Annotated in this window: 11 protein-coding genes and 2 pseudogenes; 12 read left to right on the forward strand and 1 reads right to left on the reverse strand. The window is 37.4% G+C overall.

All coding sequences use genetic code 11. The annotated features are described in order from the left end of the window. Positions 1-15: 15 nt before the first annotated feature. From SPPN_RS01370 to SPPN_RS11600, 7 genes are all read left to right on the forward strand, one after another. Positions 16-408 carry a conjugal transfer protein gene (locus SPPN_RS01370; RefSeq protein ID WP_000723888.1) on the forward strand — a complete coding sequence of 131 codons (393 nt, stop codon included), beginning with the start codon at positions 16-18 and terminating at the stop codon, positions 406-408. Next, the gene (gene tcpF / locus SPPN_RS01375; protein ID WP_000331160.1) at positions 392-2839 is read left to right on the forward strand and encodes a conjugal transfer ATPase TcpF; all 2448 of its coding nucleotides are present in this window, start codon (positions 392-394) and stop codon (positions 2837-2839) included. The genes SPPN_RS01370 and tcpF overlap by 17 nt, the downstream gene beginning before the upstream one ends. Positions 2840-2841: 2 nt before the next feature. Next, complete coding sequence (locus tag SPPN_RS01380) at positions 2842-5019, forward strand: CD3337/EF1877 family mobilome membrane protein (protein WP_014017187.1); 2178 nt, start codon at positions 2842-2844, stop codon at positions 5017-5019. Further along, on the forward strand, positions 5016-6017 hold the full coding sequence (locus SPPN_RS01385; RefSeq protein WP_000769868.1) for a bifunctional lytic transglycosylase/C40 family peptidase: 1002 nt from the start codon (positions 5016-5018) through the stop codon (positions 6015-6017). The genes SPPN_RS01380 and SPPN_RS01385 overlap by 4 nt, the downstream gene beginning before the upstream one ends. Continuing rightward, the gene (locus tag SPPN_RS01390) at positions 6014-6949 is read left to right on the forward strand and encodes a conjugal transfer protein (protein ID WP_001224320.1); all 936 of its coding nucleotides are present in this window, start codon (positions 6014-6016) and stop codon (positions 6947-6949) included. Before SPPN_RS01385 ends, SPPN_RS01390 begins: the two co-directional genes overlap by 4 nt. A 407-nt stretch (positions 6950-7356) precedes the next feature. Next, on the forward strand, positions 7357-9276 hold the full coding sequence (gene tet(M), locus SPPN_RS01395; RefSeq protein ID WP_000691743.1) for a tetracycline resistance ribosomal protection protein Tet(M): 1920 nt from the start codon (positions 7357-7359) through the stop codon (positions 9274-9276). Between the two features lie 118 nt (positions 9277-9394). Beyond that, a complete protein-coding gene (locus tag SPPN_RS11600; protein ID WP_000336323.1) occupies positions 9395-9562 on the forward strand; it encodes a cysteine-rich KTR domain-containing protein in 168 nt (55 codons plus the stop codon). A gap of 59 nt (positions 9563-9621) precedes the next feature. Here SPPN_RS11600 and SPPN_RS01405 read toward each other — a convergent pair. Continuing rightward, a pseudogene (locus SPPN_RS01405) lies at positions 9622-9759 on the reverse strand (XRE family transcriptional regulator); the annotation flags it as partial. 283 nt (positions 9760-10042) lie between these two features. On the opposite strand from SPPN_RS01405, the pseudogene SPPN_RS14285 reads away from it, so the two are divergent. From SPPN_RS14285 to SPPN_RS01425, 5 genes and pseudogenes are all read left to right on the forward strand, one after another. Beyond that, positions 10043-10126: pseudogene (locus SPPN_RS14285) on the forward strand (MLS leader peptide); the annotation flags it as partial. Positions 10127-10174: 48 nt separating this feature from the next. Next, positions 10175-10258, forward strand: coding sequence for a 23S rRNA methyltransferase attenuation leader peptide (locus SPPN_RS01410; RefSeq protein WP_001814874.1), 84 nt, complete (start codon positions 10175-10177; stop codon positions 10256-10258). 124 nt (positions 10259-10382) lie between these two features. Continuing rightward, a complete protein-coding gene (erm(B), locus tag SPPN_RS01415) occupies positions 10383-11120 on the forward strand; it encodes a 23S rRNA (adenine(2058)-N(6))-methyltransferase Erm(B) (RefSeq protein WP_001038796.1) in 738 nt (245 codons plus the stop codon). A 354-nt stretch (positions 11121-11474) separates the two neighbouring features. After that, entirely contained in the window at positions 11475-12029 is a 555-nt protein-coding gene (locus SPPN_RS01420) for a recombinase family protein (RefSeq protein WP_000576157.1), read from the forward strand. A 3-nt stretch (positions 12030-12032) separates the two neighbouring features. Further along, positions 12033-14951 (forward strand): Tn3 family transposase, encoded by a 2919-nt coding sequence (locus SPPN_RS01425; RefSeq protein WP_001240982.1) that lies wholly within the window; start codon positions 12033-12035, stop codon positions 14949-14951. Positions 14952-14957 lie beyond the last annotated feature (6 nt).

Raw genomic sequence — 14957 nt, forward strand, 5'->3', positions numbered from 1 at the left:
GAAAGGATTGATTACATGAAGAAAATACGAAGCTATACCAGTATCTGGTCTGTGGAAAAGGTACTGTATTCTATCAATGATTTTAGACTTCCGTTTCCCATAACCTTTACGCAAATGACATGGTTTGTCGTGTCACTCTTTGCAGTGATGATACTTGGCAACTTGCCCCCTCTTTCCATGATAGAGGGAGCATTTCTCAAATACTTTGGGATTCCTGTGGCTTTCACATGGTTTATGTCTACAAAAACTTTTGATGGTAAAAAGCCTTATGGATTTTTGAAGTCTGTCATTGCTTATGCACTGCGACCAAAGCTGACCTATGCAGGAAAAAAAGTAACGCTTGGCAGAAACCAGCCACAAGAAGCCATTACAGCAGTTAGGAGTGAATTTTATGGCATATCCAATTAAATACATTGAAAACAATCTCGTCTGGAATAAAGACGGGGAATGTTATGCTTACTATGAGCTTGTTCCTTACAATTACTCATTTCTAAGTCCAGAACAGAAAATACAAGTGCATGATTCTTTCAGACAGCTTATCGCACAAAATCGTGATGGCAAAATTCATGCTTTACAAATCAGTACAGAATCCAGCATACGTTCTGCACAAGAGCGTTCCAAAAATGAAGTCACTGGCAAGCTCAAAGCGGTTGCCTATGACAAAATCGACCAACAGACAGACGCTTTAATATCCATGATTGGCGAAAATCAAGTGAACTACCGTTTCTTTATCGGCTTTAAGTTGCTTCTCAACGATCAGGAGTTTTCTATGAAAAGTCTTACCGTTGAAGCAAAAAATGCTTTGTCTGATTTTGTCTATGATGTGAACCATAAGCTGATGGGCGATTTTGTTAGTATGAGTAATGATGAAATCCTGCGTTTTCAGAAGATGGAAAAGCTCTTAGAAAATAAAATCTCTCGTCGTTTCAAAATCCGCAGGTTAGATAAGGACGACTTCGGCTATCTGATTGAACACCTTTACGGACAGACAGGCACTGCCTATGAAGAGTATGAGTACCATCTATCAAAGAAAAAGCTGGATAATGAAACGCTGATTAAATACTATGACTTGATTAAGCCTACTCGCTGTTTGGTGGAAGAAAAACAGCGATATTTGAAAATCCAGCAGGAAGATGAAACCGTCTATGTAGCTTACTTTACCATTAACAGCATTGTCGGAGAACTGGACTTCCCGTCCTCTGAAATCTTCTACTACCAGCAACAGCAATTTACATTCCCGATTGATACGTCAATGAATGTGGAAATTGTAGCGAATCGTAAAGCCCTATCTACTGTCCGCAATAAAAAGAAAGAACTGAAAGACTTGGATAACCACGCTTGGCAAAGTGATAATGAAACCAGCTCCAATGTGGCGGAAGCTCTGGAAAGTGTGAATGAGCTGGAAACCAATTTAGACCAAAGCAAGGAATCTATGTACAAGCTGTCTTATGTGGTAAGGGTATCAGCAAATGATCTTGACGAACTCAAACGTCGTTGTAATGAAGTGAAAGATTTTTATGACGATTTAAGCGTAAAACTGGTACGACCATTTGGGGATATGCTCGGCTTACATGAAGAATTTTTACCTGCCAGCAAGCGTTATATGAATGATTATATTCAATACGTGACCTCTGATTTCCTCGCTGGTTTAGGTTTTGGTGCTACTCAAATGCTGGGGGAAAATGAGGGGATTTATGTTGGCTACAGCTTAGATACTGGACGCAATGTCTATCTGAAACCTGCTCTTGCCAGTCAAGGGGTTAAGGGTTCAGTAACCAATGCGTTAGCGTCGGCTTTTGTTGGTTCGCTGGGTGGTGGTAAATCCTTTGCGAATAACCTTATCGTCTATTATGCGGTGCTTTATGGGGCACAAGCAGTGATTGTAGACCCAAAAGCAGAACGTGGCAGATGGAAAGAAACCTTGCCAGAGATTTCCCATGAAATCAATATCGTCACTCTGACTTCTGATGAGAAAAACAAAGGCTTACTTGACCCTTATGTGATTATGAAAAATCCCAAAGATTCTGAATCACTGGCTATTGATATTCTGACATTCCTTACGGGGATTTCCTCTCGTGATGGGGAACGCTTCCCAATCCTTAGAAAAGCCATTCGTGCAGTAACCAATAGTGAAGTACGAGGGTTGATGAAAGTGATTGAGGAATTACGGGTTGAGAATACGCCACTAAGTACCAGTATAGCCGACCATATCGAAAGTTTTACAGACTATGACTTTGCACATTTATTATTCAGTAATGGTTATGTGGAGCAGTCTATCAGCTTAGAAAAACAACTGAACATTATACAGGTTGCGGACTTGGTACTTCCCGACAAGGAAACTTCCTTTGAGGAATATACCACTATGGAGCTTTTATCCGTTGCTATGCTGATTGTCATTAGTACCTTTGCTTTAGACTTTATCCATACAGACCGAAGCATTTTCAAGATTGTAGATTTAGACGAAGCATGGAGCTTTTTACAGGTAGCACAAGGAAAAACACTATCTATGAAGCTGGTTCGGGCTGGTCGTGCTATGAACGCTGGGGTATATTTCGTGACCCAAAATACAGACGACCTCTTAGATGAAAAACTGAAAAATAACCTCGGCTTAAAATTTGCATTTCGTTCCACTGACCTTAACGAGATTAAAAAGACCTTAGCCTTTTTTGGTGTAGACCCAGAGGACGAAAACAATCAGAAGCGATTGCGTGATTTGGAAAACGGGCAATGCCTTATCAGTGATTTATATGGTCGTGTCGGTGTGATACAGTTCCACCCTGTATTTGAAGAACTGCTCCATGCCTTTGATACCAGACCACCTGTGCGAAAAGAGGTGTAAATGTGAAACCATCAATAGTAAACAGAATAAAATCAAACTGGACGCTGAAACGTCTAGGTAAAGTGGCAATGACAGTGGCTTTCACACTTGTGATTGCCATTTTTCTTTTAGCCATGCTGGGAACGGTGGTTCAAGCTGCGGGCTTGGTAGATGATACGGTCAATGTGGCAAATGAATACAGCCGATACCCACTTGAAAACTATCAACTGGATTTTTATGTGGATAATAGCTGGGGCTGGCTTCCGTGGAACTGGTCGGACGGGATTGGAAAACAGGTCATGTATGGACTATATGCCATTACCAATTTTATTTGGACAATCAGTTTGTATGTTTCCAATGCGACAGGTTACTTAGTACAGGAAGCCTATTCCTTAGACTTCATTTCCGCTACAGCAGATTCCATTGGTAAGAATATGCAGACCTTAGCTGGTGTGAGTGCAAACGGATTTTCAACAGAGGGTTTCTATGTTGGATTCCTCTTACTCTTGATTTTGGTTCTTGGGGTTTATGTTGCCTATACGGGACTGATAAAGAGAGAAACCACAAAGGCAATTCATGCCATTATGAATTTTGTGCTGGTGTTTATCCTATCGGCTTCCTTTATTGCCTACGCTCCCGACTACATTAAAAAAATCAATGACTTTTCATCAGACATCAGTAATGCCAGTTTATCACTTGGCACGAAGATTGTCATGCCCCATTCCGATAGTCAAGGCAAGGACAGCGTGGACTTAATCAGAGATAGCCTGTTTTCCATACAGGTTCAGCAACCGTGGCTACTGCTTCAATACAACAGTTCAGACATTGAAAGTATCGGTATTGACCGTGTGGAAAGCCTGCTCTCCACCAGCCCAGATTCCAACAATGGCGAAGACAGAGAAAAAATTGTTGCGGAAGAAATTGAAGACAGAAGCAATACCAATCTAACCATTACAAAGACCATTAACCGTTTAGGTACAGTCTTCTTCCTATTTGTCTTCAATATTGGGATTTCCATATTTGTATTCCTATTAACAGGAATCATGATTTTCTCGCAGGTACTTTTTATCATCTATGCTATGTTTCTGCCTGTGAGCTTTATTTTAAGCATGATTCCATCATTTGATGGTATGTCAAAACGAGCCATAACAAAGCTCTTTAATACCATTTTGACACGAGCTGGAATCACATTGATTATTACGACAGCATTTAGTATTTCAACCATGCTCTATACCTTATCGGCTGGTTATCCGTTCTTTTTGATTGCTTTTCTACAGATTGTGACCTTTGCAGGAATCTACTTCAAGCTGGGCGATTTAATGAGTATGTTTTCTCTACAGAGTAACGATTCTCAAAGTGTGGGAAGTCGTGTGATGAGAAAACCTCGTATGCTTATGCACGCTCACATGCACCGTCTACAGCGGAAACTTGGACGTTCCATGACTACTCTAGGGGCTGGGTCTGCCATTGTTACAGGTAAAAAAGGACAGTCGGGTTCGGGGAGTTCTGCAAGGACACAAGCAGATCACTCCCGACCAGACGGAAAGGAAAAATCAACACTTGGAAAACGTATCGGTCAAACCATCGGTACAGTAGCTGATACCAAAGACAGAATGGTAGACACTGCTAGTGGTTTGAAAGAACAGGTTAAAGATTTGCCGACCAATGCAAGATATGCAGTATATCAAGGAAAATCCAAAGTAAAAGAGAATGTCCGTGATTTAACCAGTAGTATTTCTCAAACCAAAGCGGACAGAGCCAGTGGACGCAAGGAACAGCAGGAACAAAGGCGAAAAACCATTGCGAAGCGTCGCTCTGAAATGGAACAGGTCAAACAGAAAAAACAGCCTGCTTCTTCTGTTCATGAAAGACCGACTACAAGACAAGAACAATATCATGATGAACAGACCTCAAAACAGTCTAATATTCAGACTTCATATAAGGAATCTCAACAAGCCAAACAAGAGCGTCCAGCAGTTAAGTCCGATTTTTCAAGTCCAAAAGTGGAACGCCAAGGCAATACCGTTCAAGAAAGAACGGTTCAAAAGCCAGTAACTTCAACTGCACCAACAGATAGAGCTTCACAACGTTCAATCACAAAAGAACGTCAGTCTACTGTTCAAAGAGTACCACTACAAAATACAAAAAGTAGACCACCAATCAAAACCGCCACCATTAAGAAAGGCAGTAAGAAACCATGAAGCTGAAAACTTTAGTGATTGGTGGTTCTGGATTATTCTTGATGGTCTTCTCACTGCTTCTGTTTGTTGCCATTTTATTTTCAGATGAACAGGACAGCGGAATTTCCAATATTCATTATGGAGGTGTGAATGTTTCCGCAGAAGTGCTGGCTCATAAGCCTATGGTAGAAAAATATGCCAAAGAATATGGCGTTGAAGAATATGTCAACATACTTCTTGCGATTATACAGGTGGAATCGGGCGGTACTGCGGAAGATGTTATGCAGTCCTCGGAATCCCTCGGTCTTCCACCTAATTCATTGAGTACAGAAGAATCCATTAAGCAAGGTGTGAAGTATTTCAGTGAATTATTAGCCAGTAGCGAAAGGCTCAGTGTAGATTTAGAATCGGTTATCCAGTCCTACAATTATGGTGGTGGTTTCTTAGGGTATGTGGCTAATCGTGGAAATAAATATACCTTTGAACTGGCTCAAAGTTTCTCAAAAGAGTATTCAGGTGGCGAAAAAGTGTCTTACCCCAATCCCATAGCCATACCTATCAATGGGGGCTGGCGATACAACTATGGCAATATGTTTTATGTGCAACTGGTAACGCAGTATCTTGTCACAACAGAGTTTGATGATGATACGGTACAAGCCATCATGGACGAAGCACTGAAATATGAGGGCTGGCGATACGTTTACGGTGGAGCTTCCCCGACTACTTCTTTTGATTGTAGCGGACTGACACAATGGACGTATGGAAAAGCTGGAATTAACTTACCACGAACCGCACAACAGCAATATGATGTGACCCAGCATATCCCACTATCGGAAGCACAAGCTGGCGATTTGGTTTTCTTTCATTCTACCTATAACGCTGGCTCTTATATTACTCATGTTGGGATATACCTTGGCAATAACCGTATGTTTCATGCAGGCGACCCAATCGGTTATGCCGACTTAACAAGCCCCTACTGGCAACAGCATTTAGTGGGAGCAGGACGAATCAAACAATGAGAAAGGAAGATTTAATGATGAAATTTAGAAAAAATCAGAATAAAGAAAAACAGATACCAAAGGAAAAGAAACCTCGTGTCTACTATAAGGTCAATCCTCATAAAAAGGTTGTGATTGCCTTGTGGGTACTTTTAGGGCTTAGTTTCAGCTTTGCGATATTCAAGCACTTTACAGCTATAGATACTCATACTATTCACGAAACAACTATCATAGAAAAGGAATACGTTGATACTCATCATGTAGAAAATTTTGTAGAGAACTTTGCGAAAGTCTACTATTCATGGGAGCAATCCGATAAGTCCATTGATAATCGAATGGAAAGTCTAAAAGGCTATCTGACAGATGAACTTCAAGCTCTCAATGTTGATACAGTACGCAAAGATATTCCTGTATCGTCTTCTGTAAGAGGATTTCAGATATGGACGGTAGAGCCAACTGGCGACAATGAGTTTAATGTAACCTACAGTGTAGACCAGCTCATTACAGAGGGAGAAAATACAAAGACCGTCCACTCTGCTTATATAGTGAGTGTCTATGTAGATGGTTCTGGAAATATGGTACTGGTTAAGAATCCGACCATTACCAACATACCTAAGAAATCAAGTTATAAACCAAAAGCCATTGAAAGTGAGGGGACGGTTGATTCCATTACAACCAATGAAATCAATGAGTTTTTAACGACGTTCTTCAAGCTCTATCCTACAGCGACAGCCAGTGAACTTTCCTACTATGTGAATGACGGGATATTAAAACCAATCGGAAAAGAGTACATCTTTCAAGAACTGGTAAATCCTATTCACAATCGTAAGGATAATCAAGTCACGGTATCGCTGACAGTGGAGTATATCGACCAGCAGACCAAAGCAACGCAGGTATCTCAATTTGATTTGGTACTTGAAAAGAACGGGAGTAATTGGAAGATTATAGAATAACAAATATTGGTACATTATTACAGCTATTTTGTAATCACGTACTCTCTTTGATAAAAAATTGGAGATTCCTTGACAAATATGCTCTTACGTGCTATTATTTAAGTATCTATTTAAAAGGAGTTAATAAATATGCGGCAAGGTATTCTTAAATAAACTGTCAATTTGATAGTGGGAACAAATAATTGGATGTCCTTTTTTAGGAGGGCTTAGTTTTTTGTACCCAGTTTAAGAATACCTTTATCATGTGATTCTAAAGTATCCGGAGAATATCTGTATGCTTTGTATGCCTATGGTTATGCATAAAAAATCCCAGTGATAAAAGTAATTTAATTCACTGGAGTTTTATTGTCCGTATTTATCACTGGGATTTTTATGCCCTTTTGGGTTTTTGAATGGAGGAAAATCACATGAAAATTATTAATATTGGAGTTTTAGCTCATGTTGATGCAGGAAAAACTACCTTAACAGAAAGCTTATTATATAACAGTGGAGCGATTACAGAATTAGGAAGCGTGGACAAAGGTACAACGAGGACGGATAATACGCTTTTAGAACGTCAGAGAGGAATTACAATTCAGACAGGAATAACCTCTTTTCAGTGGGAAAATACGAAGGTGAACATCATAGACACGCCAGGACATATGGATTTCTTAGCAGAAGTATATCGTTCATTATCAGTTTTAGATGGGGCAATTCTACTGATTTCTGCAAAAGATGGCGTACAAGCACAAACTCGTATATTATTTCATGCACTTAGGAAAATGGGGATTCCCACAATCTTTTTTATCAATAAGATTGACCAAAATGGAATTGATTTATCAACGGTTTATCAGGATATTAAAGAGAAACTTTCTGCCGAAATTGTAATCAAACAGAAGGTAGAACTGTATCCTAATATGTGTGTGACGAACTTTACCGAATCTGAACAATGGGATACGGTAATAGAGGGAAACGATGACCTTTTAGAGAAATATATGTCCGGTAAATCATTAGAAGCATTGGAACTCGAACAAGAGGAAAGCATAAGATTTCAGAATTGTTCTCTGTTCCCTGTTTATCACGGAAGTGCAAAAAACAATATAGGGATTGATAACCTTATAGAAGTGATTACGAATAAATTTTATTCATCAACACATCGAGGTCAGTCTGAACTTTGCGGAAAAGTTTTCAAAATTGAGTATTCGGAAAAAAGACAGCGTCTTGCATATATACGTCTTTATAGTGGCGTACTGCATTTGCGAGATTCGGTTAGAATATCGGAAAAGGAAAAAATAAAAATTACAGAAATGTATACTTCAATAAATGGTGAATTATGTAAAATTGATAAGGCTTATTCCGGGGAAATTGTTATTTTGCAGAATGAGTTTTTGAAGTTAAATAGTGTTCTTGGAGATACAAAGCTATTGCCACAGAGAGAGAGAATTGAAAATCCCCTCCCTCTGCTGCAAACGACTGTTGAACCGAGCAAACCTCAACAAAGGGAAATGTTACTTGATGCACTTTTAGAAATCTCCGACAGTGACCCGCTTCTGCGATATTATGTGGATTCTGCGACACATGAAATCATACTTTCTTTCTTAGGGAAAGTACAAATGGAAGTGACTTGTGCTCTGCTGCAAGAAAAGTATCATGTGGAGATAGAAATAAAAGAGCCTACAGTCATTTATATGGAAAGACCGTTAAAAAAAGCAGAGTATACCATTCACATCGAAGTTCCACCGAATCCTTTCTGGGCTTCCATTGGTCTATCTGTAGCACAGCTTCCATTAGGGAGCGGAGTACAGTATGAGAGCTCGGTTTCTCTTGGATACTTAAATCAATCATTTCAAAATGCAGTTATGGAAGGGATACGCTATGGTTGCGAACAAGGATTATATGGTTGGAATGTGACGGACTGTAAAATCTGTTTTAAGTATGGCTTATACTATAGCCCTGTTAGTACCCCAGCAGATTTTCGGATGCTTGCTCCTATTGTATTGGAACAAGTCTTAAAAAAAGCTGGAACAGAATTGTTAGAGCCATATCTTAGTTTTAAAATTTATGCGCCACAGGAATATCTTTCACGAGCATACAACGATGCTCCTAAATATTGTGCGAACATCGTAGACACTCAATTGAAAAATAATGAGGTCATTCTTAGTGGAGAAATCCCTGCTCGGTGTATTCAAGAATATCGTAGTGATTTAACTTTCTTTACAAATGGACGTAGTGTTTGTTTAACAGAGTTAAAAGGGTACCATGTTACTACCGGTGAACCTGTTTGCCAGCCCCGTCGTCCAAATAGTCGGATAGATAAAGTACGATATATGTTCAATAAAATAACTTAGTGTATTTTATGTTGTTATATAAATATGGTTTCTTGTTAAATAAGATGAAATATTTTTTAATAAAGATTTGAATTAAAGTGTAAAGGAGGAGATAGTTATTATAAACTACAAGTGGATATTGTGTCCTGTATGTGGAAATAAAACACGATTAAAGATAAGGGAAGATACTGAATTAAAAAAATTCCCCCTCTATTGTCCGAAATGCAGACAAGAAAATTTAATTGAAATAAAGCAGTTCAAAGTAACTGTGATTACAGAGCCAGACGCAAAGACGCAGAGCCGATAAAATGAGATTAATACAATCTCATTTTATCGGCTCTTTCCGTTATGTATGGATTCTTTTAATTAGTCTTCGATGTTTCTTGCTTCGTTGATACCGCTGGCTAAAGATTCCATTAAGGATAGTTCTTTGTCTGTAAAGCTATCCATGTATTTCTCTATCTGTAATCGTCGGGTGCTTTTTACCAAGTTATTAGCAGGTAGGGGTCCCGAGCGCCTACGAGGAATTTGTATCGATAAGAAATAGATTTAAAAATTTCGCTGTTATTTTGTACATTTAACTTGACGGTGACATCTCTCTATTGTGAGTTATTAGTGGTACAGTTTTCAACCGTTTTAATTATAAAAAAGTGGTGCATTTTTAAATTGGCACAAACAGGTAACGGTTATTGCAGGTGTATTTCTTATCTATGGGTTTAACATGGATTTTATCATTAAAATCATGAGTATTGTCCGAGAGTGATTGGTCTTGCGTATGGTTAACCCTAAAGTTATGGAAATAAGACTTAGAAGCAAACTTAAGAGTGTGTTGATTGTGCATTATCTTAAAATTTTGTATAATAGGAATTGAAGTTAAATTAGATGCTAAAAATTTGTAATTAAGAAGGAGGGATTCGTCATGTTGGTATTCCAAATGCGTAATGTAGATAAAACATCTACTGTTTTGAAACAGACTAAAAACAGTGATTACGCAGATAAATAAATACGTTAGATTAATTCCTACCAGTGACTAATCTTATGACTTTTTAAACAGATAACTAAAATTACAAACAAATCGTTTAACTTCTGTATTTGTTTATAGATGTAATCACTTCAGGAGAGATTACATGAACAAAAATATAAAATATTCTCAAAACTTTTTAACGAGTGAAAAAGTACTCAACCAAATAATAAAACAATTGAATTTAAAAGAAACCGATACCGTTTACGAAATTGGAACAGGTAAAGGGCATTTAACGACGAAACTGGCTAAAATAAGTAAACAGGTAACGTCTATTGAATTAGACAGTCATCTATTCAACTTATCGTCAGAAAAATTAAAACTGAATACTCGTGTCACTTTAATTCACCAAGATATTCTACAGTTTCAATTCCCTAACAAACAGAGGTATAAAATTGTTGGGAATATTCCTTACCATTTAAGCACACAAATTATTAAAAAAGTGGTTTTTGAAAGCCGTGCGTCTGACATCTATCTGATTGTTGAAGAAGGATTCTACAAGCGTACCTTGGATATTCACCGAACACTAGGGTTGCTCTTGCACACTCAAGTCTCGATTCAGCAATTGCTTAAGCTGCCAGCGGAATGCTTTCATCCTAAACCAAAAGTAAACAGTGTCTTAATAAAACTTACCCGCCATACCACAGATGTTCCAGATAAATATTGGAAGCTATATACGTACTTTGTTTCAAAATGGGTCAATCGAGAATATCGTCAACTGTTTACTAAAAATCAGTTTCATCAAGCAATGAAACACGCCAAAGTAAACAATTTAAGTACCGTTACTTATGAGCAAGTATTGTCTATTTTTAATAGTTATCTATTATTTAACGGGAGGAAATAATTCTATGAGTCGCTTTTGTAAATTTGGAAAGTTACACGTTACTAAAGGGAATGTAGATAAATTATTAGGTATACTACTGACAGCTTCCAAGAAGCTAAAGAGGTCCCTAGCGCCTACGGGGAATTTGTATCGATAAGGAATAGATTTAAAAATTTCGCTGTTATTTTGTACAATAAGGATAAATTTGAATGGTACCATAAACGACCGTTTATGGTACCTTTTCATTTTCCTGCTTTTTCTAAATGTTTTTTAAGTAAATCAAGTACCAAAATCCGTTCCTTTTTCATAGTTCCTATATAGTTATACTTAATGAGTTATGGTACATTTAAATTATAAAATTAAGGAGGTTTTTTTATGATTTTTGGCTATGCTCGAGTGAGTACGGATGATCAAAATCTTAGTTTACAAATTGATGCACTTACTCATTATGGAATTGATAAATTATTTCAAGAAAAAGTAACTGGTACGAAAAAAGACCGACCGCAATTAGAAGAAATGATCAACCTACTACGTGAAGGAGATTCTGTTGTCATTTACAAGTTAGATCGAATTTCACGATCAACTAAACATTTGATTGAACTTTCTGAATTATTTGAAGAACTTAGTGTCAATTTTATATCTATTCAAGATAACGTAGATACTTCAACGTCTATGGGAAGATTCTTTTTCCGAGTTATGGCTAGTTTAGCAGAACTGGAACGGGATATTATTATTGAACGAACTAACTCTGGTCTTAAGGCAGCCAGAGTCCGAGGAAAAAAAGGGGGCCGTCCAAGTAAAGGTAAGCTATCAATTGATTTAGCTTTAAAAATGTATGACAGCAAAGAGTATTCTATTCGTCAAATTCTTGATGCCTCTAAATTAAGCAAAACAACCTTTTACCGTTACCTCAATAAAAGGAATGCTTAAGATATGGCTATGAAAAGAATTTTAACTACTTCACAGCGTGAACAACTTCTTTCTGTAGACCACTTATCAGAAGAGGATTTTAAAGCGTATTTTAGTTTTTCTGATTATGATCTGGAGGTTATTAATCAACACCGTGGAAAGGTCAATAAACTAGGATTTGCGATACAACTTTGTTTGGCCCGGTATCCTGGGTGTTCTTTAAGTAATTGGCCGATTAAATCAACCAGACTAACTTCTTATGTGAGTCGACAGCTCCATCTTGATGCAATTGATTTAAATTCATATGATCATAGAAATACACGTGCAAATCACTTCAACGAGATCTTAGAAGTATTCAACTATCATCGATTCGGTAGTGCTAATACACAAAAACAGTTAATAGAATATTTAATTGAACTAGCTTTAGAAAATGATGACTCTATCTATCTAATGAAAAAAACAATTGATTTCTTAACTCGAAAAAGAATTATTTTTCCATCTATAGCTACACTTGAAGACATTATAAGCCGCTGTCGAGATAAAGCAGAAAACAACTTATTTTCAATATTACTCTGTTCATTAACAGATATACAAATTGAAAAACTAGAGAGTTTGTTTCAAATTTATGAAGAGACGAAAATAACTAAACTCGCTTGGCTAAAAGACATTCCAGGTAAGGCAAATCCAGAAAGCTTTATGAGTATTTGTAAAAAAGTGGAAGTGATTGCTTCCATGGGACTCGGGACAATTAATGTCTCCCATATTAATCGGAACAGGTTTCTTCAGCTAGCTAGACTAGGGGAAAATTATGATGCATATGACTTCTCCCGTTTTGAGCTTGAAAAAAGATACTCTTTACTTATTGCTTTTTTAGTCAATCATCATCAATATCTGATCGATCAACTGATTGAGATTAATGACCGCATTTTAGCAAGTATTAAACGCAAAGGGACACGTGATTCACAAGAACAGTTAAAAGAAAAAGGAAAATTGGCTACTAAAAAATTGGAACATTATGCTTCTTTAATTGATGCTCTTCACTTTGCAAAAGATAATGATAGTAATCCTTTTGACGAAATTGAACGAATCATGCCTTGGGAAGATTTAGTACAAGATGGAGAAGAAGCTAAAAAAATTACAGGTAATAAAAATCATGGCTATTTAGAAATGGTTCGAAATAAAGCTAATTACCTCCGAAGATACACGCCAATGTTATTGAGGACCCTTTCGTTCAAAGCAACTCCGGCAGCAAATCCAGTCCTCATGGCCCTAACTCAACTAACTGATTTACACAATAGTGGTAAAAGAAAAATACCGGCAGATACTTCTACTGATTTTGTGAGTAAAAAATGGAAAAGCCTTGTTCGGCCAGAAGAGGGGAAAATAGATCGGTCTTACTATGAGTTAGTAGCTTTCACCGAGCTAAAGAACAATATTCGATCAGGAGATATTTCAGTTGAAGGAAGTATGATCCATCGAAATATTGATGATTACTTAGTTGATTTATCTGCTTGTATTGATTCAGAAACTATTCCAGACACGTTTGAGGACTATTTAAAGGATCGGGAAATAATTTTAGATTTACAGCTTCAATTTTATTCGACAGTTGATAAGAGAATTTCAAGAGCAAACCTTAAAAAGTTGGAAAAAGTTACACCTAGCGAAGCAGAAATATATAGAAAAAAACTTTATTCAATAATTCCTAAGATAAGGCTTAGTGATCTTTTAATTGAGGTGGACAGTTGGACCAACTTTTCACAAGAATTTAGTCATGATTCTACAGGGAAACCGCCGAGTGAACAAGAAAGAAAAATTATTTTTGCTGCTTTGCTGGGTTTAGGGATGAATATTGGTCTTGAAAAAATGGCCCAATCAACTCCTGGAATTTCTTATTCTCAGTTAGCCAATGCCAAACAATGGCGCTTTTATAAAGAAGCTCTGACTCGTGCTCAATCTGTTTTGGTTAATTATCAGTTAAAGCTTCCTGTTGCAGACTTTTGGGGTGAAGGAAAAACCACTGCTTCAGACGGAATGCGCGTCCCAGTGGGCGTCTCAGCTCTAAAATCCGATGTTAATCCACATTACAAAAGTATGGAAAAAGGAGCTACAATGATTCGATCAATAAATGATAGGCATACGACTCATCATATCGAGGTTGCTTCAACTAATACAAGGGAAGCTACTCATACCCTTGATGGCCTACTTTATCATGAAACAGATCTAGATATTGAGGAACATTTTACTGATACAAATGGGTATTCTGATCAGGTGTTTGGAATGACCGCATTACTAGGCTTTGATTTTGAACCTCGCATCAGAAATATAAAAAAATCACAATTATTTTCTATCAAATCACCTTCCTACTACCCTAACTTATCAGAAGATATAAGCGGAAAAATCAATGTAAAAATTATTGAAGAAAACTATGATGAAATTAAACGAATCGCCTATTCGATTCAAACAGGAAAAGTATCTAGTTCTTTACTATTAGGAAAGCTAGGCTCATACGCACGTAAGAATAGAGTAGCTCTTGCACTGAGAGAACTAGGTCGCATTGAAAAGAGCATTTTTATGATAGATTATATTACAGATAGTGAGCTACGGCGAAGGATCACTCATGGACTAAATAAGACAGAAGCGATTAATGCTTTAGCTAGAGAACTATTTTTTGGGCGACGCGGAAAATTTATGGAGCGCGATATTCGCCGACAACTTCAAAGTGCTAGTGCGCTTAATGTGTTAATAAATGCAATAAGTATATGGAACGCCGTCTACTTACAAGCAGCTTATAATTATCTCGTCAAAATAGATCCCGAAGTAACTAAGTATATGAAGCATGTATCTCCTATTAATTGGGAGCATATCACTTTTCTTGGAGAGTATAAATTTGACTTGTTATCTATTCCTAAACACTTAAGAGAATTGAATATAAAAAATAAATAGGCCTTG

This window comes from Streptococcus pseudopneumoniae IS7493, from assembly GCF_000221985.1.
Lineage (GTDB): Bacteria > Bacillota > Bacilli > Lactobacillales > Streptococcaceae > Streptococcus > Streptococcus pseudopneumoniae.

Excerpts from the sequence above, each read along its gene's own strand:
- SPPN_RS01410 (WP_001814874.1), top strand. The coding sequence starts at position 10,175 with ATGTTGGTATTCCAAATGCGTAATGTAGATAAAACATCTACTGTTTTG.
- tcpF (WP_000331160.1), top strand. The coding sequence starts at position 392 with ATGGCATATCCAATTAAATACATTGAAAACAATCTCGTCTGGAATAAA.
- SPPN_RS01420 (WP_000576157.1), top strand. The coding sequence starts at position 11,475 with ATGATTTTTGGCTATGCTCGAGTGAGTACGGATGATCAAAATCTTAGT.
- SPPN_RS01425 (WP_001240982.1), top strand. The coding sequence starts at position 12,033 with ATGGCTATGAAAAGAATTTTAACTACTTCACAGCGTGAACAACTTCTT.
- SPPN_RS01385 (WP_000769868.1), top strand. The coding sequence starts at position 5,016 with ATGAAGCTGAAAACTTTAGTGATTGGTGGTTCTGGATTATTCTTGATG.
- SPPN_RS01390 (WP_001224320.1), top strand. The coding sequence starts at position 6,014 with ATGAGAAAGGAAGATTTAATGATGAAATTTAGAAAAAATCAGAATAAA.
- SPPN_RS01370 (WP_000723888.1), top strand. The coding sequence starts at position 16 with ATGAAGAAAATACGAAGCTATACCAGTATCTGGTCTGTGGAAAAGGTA.